The organism is Microbispora sp. H10949 (genome assembly GCF_014161435.1).
GTDB lineage: Bacteria > Actinomycetota > Actinomycetes > Streptosporangiales > Streptosporangiaceae > Microbispora > Microbispora triticiradicis.
This window is the reverse complement of record NZ_JABBWZ010000007.1, coordinates 116,916-135,881: the sequence shown is the minus strand read 5'-3', so window position 1 is coordinate 135,881 and position 18,966 is coordinate 116,916. Positions and strand designations below refer to the sequence as shown.

The window sequence follows — 18,966 nt, the reverse complement described above, 5'->3', positions numbered from 1 at the left end:
GTGGCACGCGGACGGCTGCGGATCTACCTGGGCGCGGCGCCGGGCGTCGGCAAGACGTACGCCATGCTCGACGAGGGCCGCCGGGGCCTGGAACGCGGCCGGGACGTCGTCGTCGGGCTCGTCGAGACGCACGACCGCCCCCGGACCGCCGCGCTGCTCGCCGGCATGGAGGTGATCCCCCGCCGGCAGGTGGTCTACCGGGGGGCCGTCTTCGGCGAGCTGGACGTCAAGGCCGTCGTCGCCCGCCATCCGAAGATCGCGCTGATCGACGAGCTGGCGCACACCAACACCCCCGGCTCCGGGCACGCCAAGCGGTGGCAGGACATCGAGGAGATCCTCGACGCCGGCATCGACGTGATCTCCACGGTGAACATCCAGCATCTGGAGTCGGTCAACGACGTCGTCTTCCAGATCACCGGCATCCCGCAGCGCGAGACCGTGCCGGACGAGGTGGTGCGGCGGGCCGACCAGGTCGAGCTGGTCGACATGTCGCCCGAGGCGCTGCGCCGCCGCATGGCGCACGGGAACGTCTACCGGCCGGAGAAGATCGACGCCGCCCTCTCCAACTACTTCCGGGTGGGCAACCTCACCGCTCTGCGGGAGCTGGCGCTGCTGTGGGTCGCCGACAAGGTCGACGAGCAGCTCGACCGTTACCGCGCCGAGCACGGCATCGCGGGCACCTGGGAGGCGCGCGAGCGGGTGGTGGTGGCCCTCAGCGGCGGACCGGAGGGAGACACCCTGCTCAGGCGGGCGGCCCGCATCGCCGACCGGACCAAGGGCGCCGACCTGCTGGCCGTACACGTGACCACCGGCGAGGGGCTCACCGGCGCGCACCCGGCGCACCTGGCACGTCAGCGGGCGCTGGTGGAGAGCATGGGCGGCACCTACCACCAGGTCGCCGGCGCCGACATCGCGCAGGCGCTGCTCGACTTCGCCCGCGGGGTCAACGCCACCCAGCTGGTGCTCGGCGCGTCCCGGCGGGGCCGGACGGCCCGGCTGTTCTCCCCCGGTGTCTCGGTGATCGCCACCGCCGACTCCGGCTCGATCGACGTGCACATGGTCACGCACGAGGAGATGAGCAGGGGACGGCGCCGGGCGCCGCGCCGGGAGGCCGCCCTCACGCCCATCCGGCGGCTGGCCGGCTGGGCGCTCGCCGTCCTGGGGATGGGCGCGCTGACCGCCGTGCTGCTCCCGTTCCGCGACGGACTGCGGCTGCCCAGCGAGATGCTGCTGTACCTACTCATGATCATCGCGGTCGCCCTGGCCGGGGGCCTGCGGCCGGCGCTCACCGCCGCCGTCGGCGGGTTCCTGCTGCTCAACTGGTTCTTCACCGCGCCCGTGCACACCTGGACGATCTCCGACCCGGAGAACGTCTTCTCGCTGGTCGTCTTCGTGCTCGTCGCCGCCACGGTCAGCGCCGTGGTGGATCTGGCGGCCCGCCGCACCCGTGAGGCCGCGCGGGCCGGCGCGGACGCCGCGCTGCTGTCCACCCTGGCCGGGCACGTGCTCCGGGGCGACGCCGCGCTGCCGTCCCTGCTCGCCCGGCTGCGGGAGACCTTCGGCCTCACCTCGGTCACGTTGCTCGAACGCGTCGGCACACCGGTCCCGGACGACCGCGGCGACCCGCGGGCGTGGCGGATCGCGGCCACCGCGGGCGGCACGCCCTGCACCAGCCCGGCCGCGGCCGACACCGACGTCGTCGTGGACGAGGAACTGACGCTCGCGGTGCGCGGACGCCTGCTGGACGCCGCCGACCGCCGGGTGCTGGAGGCGTTCGCCGCGGAGGCCGCCGTCGCGCTGCGCCAGCGGCGGCTGCGGGAGGAGGCCGACCAGGCCAGGCCGCTGGCCGAGGCCGACCGGATGCGGACGGCGCTGCTCGCCGCCGTCGGCCATGACCTGCGCACGCCGCTGGCGTCGGCCAGGGCCGCGGTCGAGAGCCTGCGCACCACCGGCGTCGACTGGTCACCGCAGGACCGGGAGGAGCTTCTCGCCACCGCCGACGAATCGCTGATCAAGCTGAACCGGCTGGTGGACAACCTGCTCGACATGAGCCGCCTGCAGGCCGGCGTGCTGGGGCTGGCGCGTCAGCCGGTCGCCCTGGAGGAGGTGGTGCCCCGGGCGATCGACGACCTCGGGCCGCCCGGCGTCCGCGTCGACGCGGACGTCTCCGTCGAGCTCCCCGAGGTCGTCGCCGACGCCGCCCTGCTCGAACGGGTCCTGGTCAACCTGCTGTCCAACGCGGTCCGGCACAGCCCGCCCGATGAGCGCATCCTCGTCACCGCCAGCGCGTACGGCGACCACGTGGAGGTCCGGGTCGTCGACCGCGGTCCCGGCATCCCCCGTGAGGCCCACGACCGGGTCTTCCTGCCGTTCCAGCGGCTCGGCGACCGGGACAGCCACACCGGCGTCGGGCTGGGCCTGGCCCTGTCGCGCGGGCTCGCCGAGGCCATGGGTGGCACGCTGGTCCCGGAGGAGACACCCGGGGGAGGTCTCACCATGATCCTCACCCTGCCCGTCTCCGCGCCGACGCCGGCCGCACGTCCCGAGGAGCTCGCTTGACCCGCGTCCTGGTCGTCGACGACGAGCCGCAGATCCTCCGGGCGCTGCGGATCAACCTGGTCGCCCGCCACTACGAGGTGGCGACGGCCGCCGACGGCGGCACCGCCCTGCGCCAGGCCGCCGAGTTCAATCCCGATCTGGTGCTGCTCGATCTCGGCCTGCCCGACCTCGACGGCGTGGAGGTCATCCACGGCCTGCGCGGCTGGAGTGCCGTGCCGATCGTGGTGCTGTCCGGCCGGGCCGGAAACCAGGACAAGGTCGACGCGCTGGACGCCGGCGCCGATGACTACGTCACCAAGCCCTTCCACATCGAGGAACTGCTGGCCCGCATCCGCGCCGTCACCCGCCGGACCTCCGTACCCGAGGCCGAGACGGCGCGGGTCAGCGTCGGCGACCACGTCGTCGACCTGGCGGCCAAGACGGTCTCGGGAGACGTGCGCCTGACCCCGACGGAGTGGCGCATCCTGCAGATCATGCTGCGCAACCCCGGAAAGCTGATCAGCCAGCGCCAGCTGCTGACCGAGGTGTGGGGGAGCACCCACGTCAGGGAGACCCACTATCTGCGGCAGTACCTGGCGCAGTTGCGCAAGAAGCTCGAACGCGACCCCGCCCGCCCGGTCCACCTCATCACCGAGCCCGGCATGGGCTACCGCTTCACCCCCTGAACCGCCGAGCGACCCGGCGGCGATCAGCGCTGGGCGAGAGCGACCGCCGCCGTGTAGCCGTCGGGGACCTCCACGTCGTCGATGCGCCACCCGGGCGGCTCTCGCCGGGGATGCACTCCGGCCCCGACGTAGTCGGCGGACAGGTCCCTGGCGAGGCCCGTGCCGAGTCCTTTGAGGTAGGCCTCCTTGCGGGTCCAGAGACGGCCGAACGCGGCGCGCCGCTCACCGGGCGGAAGGACCGAGAGCTCGGCGGCCTCGGCGGGGTGCAGCCTGGGCACGATCCCGTCGGCCACGCGGAGCTCGGGGAGCCGCTCGACGTCCACGCCGACCGGCACCCCGGCGACGGCGAGCAGCACCAGCCCGTCGCTGTGGGAGAGGGAGAAGTGGAGCGCCGCGTCCGCCACGACGGGCCGGCCGTGCGGGCCGCCGCACAACGGGCAGGGCGCCCGCGTCAGCTCGATCTCCCCCGGGGGCCTGCCGAGACAGGCGCCGAGGAGGCGGCGCAGGGCCACGTGCGCGACGACGTAGCACTCGCGGTTCCCTTCGTGGCGGAACTCGGCCGTCCGCCTCCGCTCCTCCGCGTCCAGCACGAGGGGAGCCGCGTCCAGGGCCGCGCGACGATGCGCGGCGGCGCGCACGAGCCAGAGACGGGGCTCGTCGTCCGGCGCGGGAAGCGGCCCGGGCCCCTCGGGAGCGAGCTCACGCGGCACCAGGCTGTGGGACACCGTGCTGTATGACATCGTGCTGTGGGACACCTGGGTCATCGGCCGGCCCCGGCGGGCACGGACGCCCGCGTCGGGAGATCGGCGGACATCGACGTCTCGAAGGGCTTGAAGAGCACGGACTTCGGGGCGAACCGCATGAAGGCATCACGGATCAGGCGCGGCACGGGCCGCTCCTCCTGCTCGATCGCGCTCATCGCGTACGACCTCTCGACCAGCCACCTGATGTGGGCGCGGCGCCGGTCCTCGTAGGCGCGCAGGGCCCGGACCGGGTCGCCGGAGCCGGCACACGCCTGGGCGAGGACCACCGCGTCCTCCACGGCGGAGCTCCCGCCCTGCACCAGGCTGGTCATCATCGGGTGCGCCGCGTCGCCGAGCAGGGTGACCGGGCCCTCGCCCCAGCGCTCCAGGAACGGGCGGTCCTGGGCGGGGACGGGGATGACGGCCTCGGGCTCGGTGGCCTCGATGGCCGCCGTGACCTCCTCCGCCCACCCCTGGTAGGCCCGCAGGATGTCGGCCTTGGTGCCGTTCCACTCCCGGGCCGCCTCGGGCGTCATGTTCCTGGTGCCCCACCAGTAGGCGTTGCCGTGGCCGATGTCGTGGAGGCCGAAGCGCTGGCCTTTACCCCAGTAGTGCCCGTTGAATCCCCTGGTCAGCCGTGGATGGGCGAACCGGGTGACGGCCAGCCAGCAGACGTAACCGGCCTCCCGGACCGGTTCGGGGCCCGTCAGCTGCCGCCTGATCGCCGAGTGGATCCCGTCGGCCCCGATCAGCAGGTCTCCGTGCGCCTCACGGCCGTCCGCGAAGCGGACGCGTACGCCGTCCGGGCCCGCGCTGAAGCCGGTCGCGACGGCGCCGAGGCTGATGGGACAGTCCCCGGCCGCTTCGAGCAGCGCCGCCTGCAACTCGCTCCGGGAGATGCAGACACTGGGCGCTCCCAGCTTCGCGCAGTTCTCCTTGTACGGCAGGACCCGGAGGGTGCGCCCGGCCGTGGTCATCATCTCGACGTGCTCGATCACCTGGCCGCGTTCCTCCAGGCCGAGGTCGATGCCGAGCGAGCCCAGGGCCCTGATCGCGTTGGACATGATGGAGAGCGCGGACCCGGCGGCGCGCAGTTCGCCCGCGCGTTCGTAGACCTCGACCTCCATCCCGATCCTGCGCAACGTGACGGCGGCGGCCAGACCACCGATTCCCGCCCCGACGACGACGGCCTTCGGCCGCGGAGAACCACCCATGATCATCGCTCCTGGTCAGGTCGGGTCAGCGCCGCGAGCGCGGCCGCGACGTGCTTGACGTACGGTTCCTCGACCACCTGGAGGTGATCACCGGGGACGGCGACCACCTCGACCCGTCCCGTGGTCAGCGCGCGCCACCCGTTCGTCGGGTCGTCGTACATGCTGTCGACGGCCGCGTGCAGCGGCTTGAGCACGTCGGGCAGGGGTTCGGCGGCGTGGAGCAGGGTCAGGTCCACGTCCAGGAGTCCCGGGCGATAGTCGAGCATCGCCTGGTAGTTCGCCTGGAAGACCTGGTAGAGGCGGCGGACGGCGGCCGCGGAGCTCCCGGGCGGCAGGATGCCGTTGCGCTCGGCGAGTTCCCCGACGCGCGCGAAGATCTCCTCCTGCGTGCCGCACCGCTCCGCGATGGCCTCGACCGGGGTGTCGCTTCCGCTGTCGAGCCAGAGCAGCTCCCAGAAGAAGAACGTCAGCAGGGTGCCGTCGCCGACGTCGCGGGGAGCGTCGGGACGCAGCGCGATCGTGTCGAGGAGCACCAGACGCTCGACGCGCTCGCCCGCCGCGCGCAGCTGCCTGGCCATCTCCACGGCGACGAACCCGCCGAACGACCAGCCGCCGATGACGTACGGCCCGCGGGGCTGCCGCCGCCTGATCGCCTCGACGTAGGTGCGGGCCAGGTCGGGGATCGTGGTCAGGGGCTCGGTGCCGGGCGTGCTTCCCGGCGCCTGCAGGGCGTGGAAGGGCTGGTCGTCCGGCAGATGCCCGGCGAGCGGCCGGTAACAGAGGACGTTGCCGCCGATGGGGTGCACGAAGTAGATCGGCGGGCGGCGCCCACCGGTGCGGAGCGGCACCAGCGGATCGAAGCCGCCGCGCTCCCCGGCGCGCAGCCGTTCGGCGAGCCCGGCGACCGTGGGGGCCGCGATGAGATCGGACATCGGCACGGCCGTGCCGTACCGCTGCTCGATGAGCACCATCAGCCGCATCGCGGTGAGCGACGTGGCCCCCGCGTCGAAGATGTCGTCGTGGACGCCCAGGTCCGGCGTGGCCAGCGTCTCGGCGACCAGGCCGGCGAGATCGCGTTCCAGGGCGTCGCGCGGCGGCGTGGCGGAGTCCGCGGGCGCGGGGCCGTCGAGCGGCATCCGGCGCAGCGCCGCGTCGTCCCGCTTGCCGCTGGCGGTCAGCGGCAGCGCGTCCAGCCAGGTGACGTGCGTGGGCACCATGTAGCCGGGCAGCACCGCGCGCAGCCGTCGCCTGACCTCACGGGGATCGCTCCGCTCGCCGTCGCCCACCAGGAAGGCGGCGAGGAAGGCGTCGGCGTCCCTCCTCCTGGCGACGACCGCCACCTCGCGCACGCCCGGCAGCGCCAGCCCGGCGAGGGCGTGCTCGACCTCGGCGGGTTCGACCCGGAAGCCCCGCACCTTCACCTGGTCGTCGGCGCGGCCCGTGCCGGCGATGTCGCCGGACGGGAGGAGGTGGCCGAGGTCGCCGGTCCGGTACAGGCGGGTGCCCGAAGCGTCCCGGACGAACCTTTCCGCGGTGAGCTCGGGGGAGCCGATGTAGCCGTCCGCGAGGACCACCCCGCCGAGGTAGATCTCCCCCTTCACGCCCACCGGAACGGGGCGCAGCCGGGCGTCGAGGACCCGCGCCGTCGCCCCGTCGATCGCGGTGCCGATCGGGGGCAGCGTGGGGAAGGACTCCGGGTCGCCCGACATGGTGAAGCTGGTGACGACGTGCGACTCGGTCGGCCCGTACTGGTTCTCCAGGACGACGCCGGGCAGCCGCGCGCAGAACCGGCGGATCTCCGGCGTGACCCGCAGCTGCTCGCCGGAGGAGACCACGACCTTCAGGGACCTCGGGACGAGCCCCAGGGCGTCGGAGGCGTGGGCCAGCTGCTGCAGGGCGACGTACGGCATGAAGATCCGTTCGATGCCCTCCCGGTCGAGCAGCCGAAGCAGGCCGGGCATGTCGTGGCGCCGGGCCTCCGAAACGAGGTGGAGGGTGCCGCCCGAGCAGAGCGTGGAGAAGATCTCCTGGAAGGAGACGTCGAAGCTCGTCGGTGCGTACTGCAACGTCCTGCCCCCGCAGGCGCCGCTGGCCCGGCGGTTCTGCCAGTCCACCAGGTTGTCCAGGGCGCGGTGGGGCATGGCGACGCCCTTGGGCCGGCCGGTGGAGCCGGAGGTGAACAGGACGTAGGCGGTGTCCGCGGGGCCGACGGCAGGCGGGACGCCGCGGCCGCCGTCGTCCGTGAGAAGGTCGTCCACGGTGATCACCCGTGTGCCGTCGGGCACCAGGTGCGCGTGGGCCTCGTGGGCGACGACCAGGAAGGGACTCGCCTGCCGCACCATCGCGGCCAGCCGCTCCGCCGGGTAGCCCGGGTCGAGCGGAACGCACGCGGCGCCCGACCGGGTGGTCCCGAGGATCACCGCGATCATCTCCGCGGACCTGTCCATCGCGATGCCGATACGGGCGCCCGGCGGGAGCCCCAGGCTCAGCAGCCGCCGGGCCGCGACGTCCGCCGTCCGGTCGAGGTCCCGGTAGGACCAGCACCGCTCGCCGTCCCCCCGATCGCTGTGGACCACGGCCGGGGCGTCGGGGGTCCGGGCGGCCTGCGCGGCGAAGCGCGCCACCACCGTGGAACCCTCCTCGCGGCCCGCCGTACGGACGGGAGGGCACGGCGGGGCGAGGAAGGCGAGGTCCGCCTCCTCGCCGGGGTGGTCGAGGATGCGCCCGAGGATGCCGGCGTAGGCCCGGCCGAAGATCGGGGCCCATTCGGGGCCCACGCTCTCGCCGGCGCAGTCCAGCCGGAGCCACACGCGCCCGTCCAGGGGCTCCGTAACCGCGTTGACGAGGAGTTTGAAGTTGGTCTCCTCCCAGGTCCGCACCGCGAGCAGGTCGACGACGGGATGCCCGAGCACCGGCGCCAGGACGTGGAAGTGGATGTAGTTGAAGGCGGTCTCCACGACGGCTCCGCCGCCGTTGTCCTCCTGGATCGCGCTGAGGGGATAGTGGCGGTGCCGATGGCCGTCCCGCTCCGCCCGGAACGCCTCGCGGACCGTGTCGAGCCAGGTGCGCGGGCCACAGCCGGAGTCGGAACCGGACTCGGGGCCGGACTCCGGGCCGGACTCGAGGCCGCAGTCGACGCGGAGGGGCAGCGTGTTGACGAAGAGGCCCGCCGTGCGGTCCCCGCCCGGCAGCTCCGGGCGTCCGTTCGCGATCAGGCCGGTGGTGACGTCGCCGGCGCCGGAGAACAGCCGCAGCGTCAGGCAGTGCGCGGCGAACAGGACGGACTTCACCGGCACGGCGTGCGCCCCGGCGAAGTCCGCGAGCCGCCGCCCGATGTCGTCCGGCAGGTCCACGCGGTGAACGAAGTGCTCCGCCGGGCCGCGGCCGCGGAGCGTGTCCAGGTCGACGGGCTCCGCGCCGTCCAGGGTCCGCCGCCAGTACGCCCGGTCCTCGGCCGAGGCGAGCGCGCGCAGCTCGTCGCGGACGTGGGTCGCGGGCGAGGGAAGGGGGCCGTCGGCCACCGGCCCCCAGCCGACGCCCCGCGCGTCGAGATAGTCCTGGAGGAGCTCGCCGAGCAGTCCCGCCATGCTGCCGCCGTCCAGGAGGGCGTGGTGGAAGCTGAGAACCAGCTCGACGGTGGTCTCGCGGACGTGGACCCGGAAGAGGTACAGCGGCGCCCGGGTGAGGTCGTACGGGTGGTAGCGCCGTTCCTCGACGTGCGCGCTCACCTCGGCTTCGGCGGCCTCGTCCGGGAGCCCTCGCAGATCGGCGATCTCCAGGCCCCCGGTGACGACGGGGTGCACGATCTGGAGGGGCCGGTCACCACCCGCCAGGTCGAACGCCGAGCGGAGCACCGGGTGGCGGGCGACGAGCCGGTCGAACGCCCGCCGGAACGCGGCCTCGTCCCAGTCCAGGCGGAAGGTGTAGCGGAACACGTCGTGGTAGACGGCCGAGCGCTCCTCGGTGGTGCTGTGGTAGATCAGGCCGAGCTGCAACCGGGTGAGGGGATAGGCGTCGACGACGTCGTCCCTCCGGTACGGCTCCGCGAGGAGGGCGAACGGCTCCGGCTCGGGGTCGGCGGGCTCGCTCGTGGTCGTGAGGGCGGCGAGCGCGGCGACGGTCGGGTTCCTGAGCAGGTCCGTGACCGAGAAACGGATGCCGAGTCGTTCGGCCGCGGCGCGGATGCGCAGGCTGATCAGGGAGTCGCCGCCCAGCGCGAAGTAGTCGTCGTCCACCCCCACGTCGTCCACGCCGAGGAACCGCGCCCAGATCGAGGCGAGGGCGGCCTCGACCGGGGTGCGCGGGGCGGTGCGCGCCGCCTGTCCGGGAGAGGGCGGAGCGGGCAGGGCGCGGCGGTCCGTCTTCCCGTTGGGCGTGAGCGGCACGCGGTCGATGCGGACCAGGTGGGCGGGGATCATGTAGTCCGGCAGAGCCCGCGCCAGATGGTCGCGGAGCACGGTGTGATCGATCTCGGCGTCGGCGGCGTAGTAGCCGACGAGGAACGTCCCGCGCGCCTCCGAGGTGTGGTCGACGACGACCGCGTCGCGGACCCCCGGCGCCGTCGACAGCCGGTCGCGCACCTCGCCCAGCTCCACGCGGTTCCCACGGATCTTCACCTGGTCGTCGATCCGGCCGAGGTATTCGAGCGACCCGTCGGCGAGCCTGCGCGCGAGGTCGCCGGTGCGGTACATCCGTCCCGGTCCGAAGGGGTCGTCGGCGAACCTCTCCGCGGTCAGCTCCGGGCGGTCGAGGTAGCCGCGCGCCACGCCCACCCCGCCGACGCACAGCTCGCCCGCCACCCCGTCCGGCTGCGGCTCGTCCCGCTCTCCCAGGACGTACAGCCGGGTGTTGTCGATCGGACGGCCGATGGGGACCCGGTCCACGGGTCGTCCCGGGTCCGCCGGGCAGTCGTGGAAGGAGACGTCGACGGTGGCCTCGGTGGGCCCGTAGAGGTTGACGAGCCTGGGCGCCCCGCCGGGCCGTGCGGCGAAGACCCGGTTGAACTGCGTCACCCGCGAGGGCGGCAGGGCCTCGCCGCTGCAGAAGACGTACCGCAGCGACGCGGTCTCCTCCACGGCCCCCGGCGACTCCAGGAGATCGAGGAAGGGCCCGAGCATCGAGGGGACGAAGTGCAGCACCGTGACCTTCTGCCGCGCGATGGCGTGCAGGATGGCCCGCGGGTCCTTCTCGCCGCCCGGCGGGAGCAGCGCCACCGTCGCGCCCTCGATCGCCCACCAGAACAGCTCCCACACCGACACGTCGAACGAGATCGGCGTCTTCTGCAGGATGACGTCGCCCGCGCCGATGGGGTAGGCGCGCTGCATCCAGGCGAGCCGGTTCACCACCGAGTGATGCTCGACCATGACCCCCTTGGGCCTGCCGGTGGACCCCGAGGTGTAGATGACGTACGCGAGGTCGTGCCCGGCGACCGGCGGACCGGCAGGATCCTCCAGCACGTCCTCCAGCACGTCCTCCAGCGCGTCCTCCGCGTCGTCCACGTGCAGCACGGGGGCGGGCAGGCCGGTCGTCCCGGGCGCGGCCAGGACGACGACGGCGCCGCAGTCGGCCAGCAGGAACTCGATGCGCTCGCGCGGATGGCCGGGATCGACGGGAACGTAGGCGCCGCCCGCCTTGAGCACGCCGAGGATCGCCACGAGCATCGCCGGGCCGCGTTCGAGCAGGACGGCCACCCGGTCGCCGGGGCCCACCCCGGCGGCGCGCAGGCGCCGGGCCACCCGGCCGGCCCGGTCGTCCAGGTCACGATAGGTCAGCGGGGGCCCGCCGTCGGCGGTGAGGACGGCGATCCGGTCCGGAGTGCGGGCGACCCGCTCCTCGACGAGCGCGTGCAGCGGTCGATCACTCGCGTAGGGGACGTCGGGGCCGCTCGCCGCCAGCAGCCAGGAGTCCCGCTCGCCGGGTCCGAGCAGGGACAGCTCCGCCAGTGGGTCGTCGGGCCGGTCGGCCGCCTGGCGCAGCAACGCCTGGAGGTGGGCCGCCACCGCCGTGATCGGCAGGTCCTCGTCGAACACGTCCGTGGCGTGGTCGAGGGCGACCTGGACGTCGTCGGAGCCCCGGAAGTGGACGACGCTGACGGCGAGCGCGTCCTCGTCGTGTACGGGCACGAGACCGGTGGTCTCCCGGGACAGCCCGGCGACGCTCGTCCGCCTCGGCAGCGTCAGATAGGACAGGGTGACGTCGAAGAGCCGCCGGTGCTCCTGGCCGGTCTTCCGCAGGTCGCGCAGCACGTCGCCGAGCGCCGCCCGCTCGTGCCGCTGCAGGTCCCGGGCGGCGGCCTGGACGTCGGCGCAGAGTGCGCGCATCGTCTGCCCGGCGTGGACCGGCACGCGCAGCGGCAGAGTGTTGGCGAACTGCCCGACGGTCCGCATCTCGTCGCCGGTACGGCGGTTGAGCAGCGGAACACCCAGAACGACCTCGCCGGCGCGGTGAACCCGGCCGAGGTAGGCGGCGAAGACACCCGCCAGGAACGGGAACATGGGCTGCCCGCGCCGCCGGAGCCGCTCGACGACGTCCTTTTCCACGGCGAAAACGAAACGCGCCCTGCCGCCGGTCGATTTCCTGGTGAAAAGCGCGGGAGAAACGTCCCGAAGGGCCTGGCGGAAGAATTCGAGGTCGTTCCGGTGCTCCGCCGAACCGGTATATCCGGCCGCCGTGCCGGCGAAATCGAGATAGGAGGGCGCGCTTATTCCGGCGGAGGCGCCGGTGGCGTAGTCGTCGAGGGCGCCGGTGACGAAGAGGTTCAGCCCGAAGCCGTCGGCGACGATGTGATGCGCCTTGACCACGACGTGCACCGCGTCGGCGGCCTCCCTTAGTACGGTGATCTCGGCGAGGGGTCCGCCGGTCAGCGGGAAGGCCACGCCGAGCGAGCGCTCCGCCCAGGCGTCGCAGGCAGCGCGGGGGTCGGGCTCGGCGGAGAGGTCGACCACGCCGATCGGGGGGATGCCCTCCTCGGTCCACTGGTGGGCCGTTCCGTCCCGCTCGCCGACCCGCAGCCGGAAAGCCGCGTGGGCGGCCACGGCGCGCGCCAGGCAGGACCTCAGGAGCGCGAGGTCGACCGGGCCGGTCAGTCGTTCCTGGACGAGGCAGTTGAACTGCGGAGAGTCCGCGGCGGCCGCGGCGGCCGCCCAGACGTCCCGCTGATATGGCGTCAGAGGTAATCGCGCGGAGGGGATCACAGCACCTCCAGAAACGGTGTGGCGGTGTTGACCGTTACTCCCGTAAACGGAGCCTAGGAACGGCCCGGCGCGACGGACAACCCCCTTAGGGGCCGGGTAGGGGGTGGGCCCGAATTCAACAAGGGTTGTGACGCCCGAATTCACGATCCTAGGCTGCGGAAGAACCGCCGCGAGCAGGCGCCACCGAAACAGCTTCGGCCCGGAAAGGTCAGCGGAAGCTTCGGAACAGAAAAGGCAGCGCATGGACGCCGACACGGTCCACGACCTCACCTGCCCGATCGCCATCGTGGGAATGGCCGGCCGCTTCCCGGGTGCCCCCGACGCCGAGAGCCTGTGGCGGCTGCTGATGAACGGGGACAGCGCGATCGGACCCGTCCCCGCCGACCGCTGGGACGCCTCGCAGCCGCTCGATCCCGACAGGCGGATCCAGGCGGTGGGCGGCTTCATCGACGGGGTGGACCGCTTCGACGCGGCATTCTTCGGCGTGTCGCCGCGCGAGGCCGCCGACATCGATCCCCAGCAGCGGCTCCTGCTGGAGACGGGCTGGCGGACCCTGGAGGACGCGGGCGTCCGCGCGAGCGACCTCGCGGGCAGCAGGACCGGGGTCTACGTCGGAGCCTCCTGGCACGACTACGAACTCCTCCGCGGCCGGCGGGGCGCCCATGCGACCCCGCACAGCCTGGTGGGCAACGCCCTGGACGTCATCGCCGCGCGCCTGTCGTACTTCCTCAGGCTCCGCGGCCCCAGCATGACCGTCGAAACCGGGTGTTCCTCCTCGCTGGTGGCGCTCCATCTCGCCGCGCAGGCCCTGCGTCAGGGCGAGATCGACGCCGCGATCGTCGGCGGGGTGAACCTCATGCTCGACCCGCATGTCACCGTCGGGCTCACCCATTTCGGCGCGCTCTCCCCACAGGGGCGCTGCGCGGCCTTCGCGGCCGGCGCGGACGGCTTCGTCCGCGGGGAGGGCGTCGCCGCGCTCTACGTGAAGACGCTCGACCGGGCGCTGGCGGACGGCGACCGCGTCCACGGCGTGGTCGTCCGCACCGTGGTCAACAACGACGGTGGCGGCGACAGCCTGGTCACCCCCAGTCCCGAAGGGCAGGAGGACCTGCTGCGGCAGGCCTACCGGCAGGGCGTCGTCCCCGCCTACATCGAGGCGCACGGCACCGGGACCGGGCGCGGCGACCCGATCGAGGCGACCGCCATCGGGCGGGTCCTCGGCGCCGGCCGCACCGGCGACCCGGTCCACATCGGCTCGGTGAAGACCAACATCGGCCACCTTGAGGCGTGCGCGGGCCTGGCGGGCCTGTTCAAGCTGCTGCTCGCGCTGCGGCACCGGGTCGTCCCGCCGAGCCTGCACGCCGGGACGCTCAACCCCGGCATCGACTTCGAGGGGCTGGGGGTGCGCGTCGCGCGTGAGCCGCTCGCACTCGCGCCGGACGGCCCGGTCCACCTGGGGGTCAGCTCGTTCGGCTGGGGCGGTACGAACGCCCATGTCGTCGTGTCCTCCCCGCCTCCGGGCACGCACCCCGAAGCCACCCCCGCAGGCGCGGTTCCGACCGGTCTGCCCGCCGTCGTCCCCCTCTCCGCCAAGGACAGCGGGGCCCTCGCCGAACTGGCCGGCCGAATGACGTCCTTCGTCCCCGAGGGGGTCACCGGGATCGAGGAGGTCAGCGGGATCGCCGAACTCGCCGGCCGGCTCGCCCATCGCCGCGACCACTTCCCGGTCCGGGCCGCGTGTGTCGCCCCCGACGCCGGGCGGCTCCGCGCCGCCCTGGAGACGCTCGCCGCCGACCCGGAGAGCGGGGTGACGGGAAGGGCCGTCGAAAGGGGCCGCGTCGCCTTCGTCTTCCCGGGACAGGGCTCGCAGTGGAGCGGCATGGGCCAGTCGCTGTACCGCGAGAGCCCGCTGTTCGCCGCGGTCGTCGACCGGTGCGCCGAGGCCCTCCGTCCCCACGTGTCCTGGGACCCGCGCGGCGTCTTCTCCGGCTCCGGCGGCGAGGAGTGGACGACCCGCATCGACATGCTGCAGCCCACGCTGTGGGCCATGTCGCTGGGGCTGGCCGAACTCTGGCGTGCCTGCGGGGTCGAACCCGACGTCGTCCTCGGTCACAGCCAGGGCGAGATCACCGCGGCGACCGTCGCGGGCATCCTCTCTTACGAGGACGCCGCCCTGGTCATGGCGCGGCGCAGCGCCATCGCCCGCCGGGCCTCGGGCCGGGGCCGGATGCTCGCCGTCGACCTGTCCCGGGAGGAGGCGGTGGAGGCGCTCGCGGGCTTCGAGGACAGCGTCTCCCTGGCCGTCCACAACGGGCCGCGCTCCTGTGTGCTCTCCGGCGAGCAGGAGGCCGTGCTCACGCTGAAGGAGATCCTGGAGGCCGAGGGCACGTACTGCAGGCTGGTCAACGTCGACTACGCCTCACACAGCCCCCAGATGGACCCCCTGCGGGAGGACCTGCTCACCGCGCTCGCCCCGGTGAGGCCGTGCGAGGGCCGCGTCGCGATGCTGTCGACGGTCCGGGGCCGGCGGGTCGAGGGCGCCGAACTGGACGCCGCCTACTGGACGGACAACCTGCGCGACCCGGTCCTGTTCGCCGACGCGATGAACGCGCTCCTGGAGGACGGCGTCACCCACGTCGTCGAGATCAGCCCGCACCCCGTGCTCGCCCCCGTGATCAACCCCGTGATCGTCCCTGAGACCGCCACCGGGATCGGAGCAGGCGACCGGCCGATCGCCGTCCTGACCACGCTGCGCCGGGACGCGGGCGGCACCGGGGACTTCGCGGCAGCCCTGGCCAGGGCGTACGTGGCGGGGCTCGAACCATTCGCCGAGCTGCCGAGGAACGGCTTCCGCCCGCTGCCCGGCCACCCCCTGCGCGCGGACCGCCACTGGGTCGCGGGCGGGGCCGCGTCCGGGCCGGCCGCCCGCGGCCTCGACGTCCGCCTCGGCCCCGCCCCCGGTGAGCGCGGCGCCTGGCACGGCGCCCTGGAACTGTCGGCGCGGGCCGTCCCCTGGCTGGGCGATCACAAGGTGTACGGCACGGCCGTGCTGCCGGGGGCCGCGATTCTCGGCGCCGCCGTCGCCACCGCGCGGGCCCGCGCCGGCCGTCCGCCGCTGGCCGCCCGGAGCGCGCTGGCCCCCGAGAGCTCCCTGACCTTGGAGAACGTCGTCTTCCACAAGGAGGTGGCCCTCGACGACGAACGGCCCGCACGCCTGACCGCCGAGTGGCGAGACCACCCGCGGGGCGGCGCCTTCCGCCTGCTGTCGCTGCCCGAGGGGGCGGACGAGTGGACCGTCAACGCCGTCGCCGAGGTCTCCGCTGACCCGGAGCCGCTCCCCGTGCCCGGGTTTCCCGAGTGGCACACGGGTGTGGAGCCCACCGGCGTGAGCTCCTTCTACCAGGAGTGCGGGGACCGGGGTCTCGACTACGGCCCGGCCTTCCAGGGGGTGCGGACGCTGTACCTGGACCCGGCGGGCGGGCGCGCCCTCGGGCGGGTGGTCCTCGCCGAGCGCCTGAGCGGGAGCAGCCGCGCCGGTTCCCCCCTGCACCCCGCCCTCTGGGACGGCTGCCTGCAGATCGCCCTCACCCTGTACGGCGGAGCCGACGCGCTGGTGCCCACCGCGGTCCGGCGGGTCCGGGTCCTGGCCGATCCGGACCAGCCCGTCACCGCCTGCTGGTCGCACGCCGTACGCGACGGCGACGGCCGGGTGGACGTGTTCGTGTTCGGCGAGCGGCACGAGCCGCTGCTGACCGTGGAGGGCCTCGAAATGCGGCCGCTGCCTGGCGCCGCGGCCGCGACCGCCGACACGGCCCGGCTGCACCACGTCGGCTGGACCGAGGTGCCTCCCCCCGCCGGGATGCCCACCGAGCCGGGCCGCTGGGCCGTGTACGGCGGCGCGACGCCGGCCACCGACCGGCTCGTCGCGGCCCTCACCGCAGCCCTCACGGCGGCCGGCGCACGAGTGACGGACGAGGCGGCCGCGGCCGACGCCGTGCTGTTCGTCGCACCGGGGGCGGACGCCGGGCACGAGGCGCAGATCGAGGGCCTGAACCGGCTCACCGGCATCGTGAGGGAGTGCGTCACGGCGGGCGCGTCGCCGCGCCTGACCGTCGTCACCACCCTGGCCCAGGGCATCGGCACCACCGCACCCCCCGACCCCGGGGCCGCGCTCTACTGGGGCTACACCAGGGTGCTGCGGCGCGAACATCCGGAGCTCGAACCACGGTTGGTGGACGTCGACCCCGCCGACATCGACCCCGCCGACGCCGACCCCGCCGACGTCGACCCGGCCGACTTCGCAGGCTCCGACTGGACCGGCTCCGGCTGGGCCGCCCGGTGCGCGGCCGAACTGCTCGGCCCGGACGCCGAGGACCAGATCGTGCTGCGCGGCTCCACCCGGCTGGCGGCCAGGATCACCCGAGGCGAACCCGAGCCGGACCCCACGCTTCCCGCCCCTCGCACCGGACCGCAGCCCTTCCGGGCCGAGGGGCGGGACCACGTCCCCCTGGAGCGACGTCCGCCGGAGGACGGCGAGATCGAGATCGAGGTCACGGCGGCGCCGTCCACGGGGAACGCCGTCGCGGGCAGGGTCGTCGCGACCGGGCCGGCCCGAGGGGCCCGGATGGACGGAGAGGACCGACCGGACGGAGAGGACCGGAGGGCCTCGGTGAACCGGGGGGACCGGGTGGTGGCCCTCGCCGCCGGTCCTCCGGCCAGCCACGTCGTCGTCCGAGCGGAGCACGCCCGGACGATCCCGGACGCGCTCACCGACGCCGAGGCGGCCGGGATCGCGCTCCCGGCGGCCGTCGCCTGGCACGCCCTCACCGAGATCGGCCGCGTCCAGCCGGGCCAGACCGTGCTGGTCCTGTCCGGGGACGGTGCTCTCGGACAGGCTGCCGTACGGCTGGCACGGCGCCTGGGCGCGCGGGTCGTCACCGCGGCGCCCGGCCCGGCACCGCACGAGCATGACCGGATCGACCCGCATCCAACCGACTCGCATCCGGCCGACGCACCTCGGATCGACCCGCTCCCGACCGGCCCACAGCGGATCGACCTGCAGCGGATCGACCTGCGCGACCCGTCCTGGCCCGACGCGGTACGGCGGGTCACCGGCGGCAGGGGAGCCGACGTCGTCGTCGACTGTCTCGGCGGATCGACGCTGCCCGCCGGCCTCGGCGCGCTCGCCCGGGGCGGCCGGTTCGTCGATGTCAGAGGCCCCGGGGGCGGGCCGTACCAGCGGGTGGACCTGGGCCTGTTCCGCGAGGGCGTGATCTACGCCGTCGTCGACCCCGCCGAGCTCGCCGGGCGCGCGCCGGAGACGCTCGCGCGGGTCTGGGACCTGGTCACGGCGGACGAACTCGGCCCCCTGCCGATCGGCACCCGCCCCTTCGCCCATCCGCCGGAGGACGGCGACGAGGCCGTGCTCACCGCCCCGGAGACGGTCGGCCGGGTGGCCTGTGTGCCGCTGCCCGGCGGGCGTTTCCGCGCGGACGGCACCTACCTCGTCACCGGCGGCATGGGGGCGCTCGGCCTCTCGCTCGCGGAGTTCCTCGCCGAGAACGGCGCGGGCTGCCTGGTCCTGCTGGGGCGCTCGGAGCCCGGCCCCGGCCCGGCCCGGCGCGTCGCCGCGCTCCGGGACGGCGGGACGCGGGTGCGCACGGTCGTGTGCGACGTCGCGGACCAGGCGGGGCTGTGTGCGGCGCTGGACGACGTACGGCGGGACCTGCCGCCGCTGCGCGGGGTGTTCCACGCGGCCGGAGTGCTCGCCGACACCACGGTCACCCGCATGACGCCCCGGCACCTCGCCGACACGACGCGCCCCAAGGTGGACGGCGCCCGCAACCTCGACGCGGCCACCACGGACGACCCGCTGGACCTCTTCGTCCTCTTCTCGTCCGCGGCGGCGCTCGTCGGCACCGCGGGACAGGCGGCCTACGCGGCGGCGAACTCCTTCCTGGACGCGCTCGCCGAGTCCCGGAGGCGGCGCGGCCTGCCGGGGCTCAGCGTGCAGTGGGGTCCCTTCACCGAGGTGGGCCTGGCCGCCGGGGACGCCAGGCGCGGCGCCAGGCTCGCCGACCTGGGCATGGGAGGCTTCCCGACGTCCGAGGCCTGGCCGGCGCTGGTCCGCATGCTGGACACCGGCGCGGCCGTGCAGGGCTACGTGGAGCTCGAACCACGCCGGTGGTTCGACGCGTACCCGGCGACGGCGGCGCTGGGAAGCTGGCGCCACCTGCGGGAGGCGGCCCGGGACCCGGGCGCCGGGCAGGGCGGCGAGTTCCGCGCCCGCCTCTCGGAGCTGCCCGAGCAGGCCCGGCTGGCCCTGGTGGAGACCAAGATCCGGGAGCTCGCCGGACGCGTCCTGCGCCTGGCGCCCGAGCACATCGAGAGCGAGGTCCCCTTCAAGGGGCTCGGGCTCGACTCGCTGATGAGCCTGGAGCTGCGCAACCGCCTGGAATCGGCGTTCGGTCTCAGGCTCTCGCCCACGCTGCTGTGGGCGCACACCAATTCCAAGGCGCTGTCGCGGGCCCTCTGCCACCAACTGTCCCCGGCCGCGAACAGCGCCTGACCCGTCCACCCACCCCGAGGGATC

6 protein-coding genes are annotated in these 18,966 nt (G+C 74.2%); 3 read left to right on the top strand and 3 right to left on the bottom strand.

Annotated elements, in window-relative coordinates:
• Positions 1-2,559: a sensor histidine kinase gene (locus tag HHX40_RS19905; RefSeq protein ID WP_182881810.1), complete on the top strand. Its 2,559-nt coding sequence runs from the start codon at positions 1-3 to the stop codon at positions 2,557-2,559.
• Complete coding sequence (locus HHX40_RS19900; protein WP_111697433.1) at positions 2,556-3,224, top strand: response regulator; 669 nt, start codon at positions 2,556-2,558, stop codon at positions 3,222-3,224. Before HHX40_RS19905 ends, HHX40_RS19900 begins: the two co-directional genes overlap by 4 nt.
• 23 nt (positions 3,225-3,247) lie before the next feature.
• On the opposite strand, the gene HHX40_RS19895 is transcribed toward HHX40_RS19900, so the two are convergent.
• From HHX40_RS19895 to HHX40_RS19885, 3 genes are read right to left on the bottom strand one after another with little or no spacing between them, the layout of a single operon-like run.
• Positions 3,248-3,964, bottom strand: a complete 717-nt coding sequence (locus tag HHX40_RS19895) for a 4'-phosphopantetheinyl transferase family protein (protein ID WP_182881809.1) — start codon at positions 3,962-3,964, stop codon at positions 3,248-3,250.
• Positions 3,965-3,984: 20 nt separating this feature from the next.
• A complete protein-coding gene (locus HHX40_RS19890) occupies positions 3,985-5,181 on the bottom strand; it encodes an FAD-dependent monooxygenase (RefSeq protein ID WP_182881808.1) in 1,197 nt (398 codons plus the stop codon).
• Positions 5,182-5,183: 2 nt separating this feature from the next.
• Entirely contained in the window at positions 5,184-12,374 is a 7,191-nt protein-coding gene (locus HHX40_RS19885; protein ID WP_220499348.1) for an amino acid adenylation domain-containing protein, read from the bottom strand.
• Positions 12,375-12,615: 241 nt separating this feature from the next.
• Between HHX40_RS19885 and HHX40_RS19880 the strand changes: the two genes are divergently transcribed.
• On the top strand, positions 12,616-18,942 hold the full coding sequence (locus HHX40_RS19880) for a type I polyketide synthase (protein WP_182881807.1): 6,327 nt from the start codon (positions 12,616-12,618) through the stop codon (positions 18,940-18,942).
• The last annotated feature ends 24 nt before the right edge of the window (positions 18,943-18,966 follow it).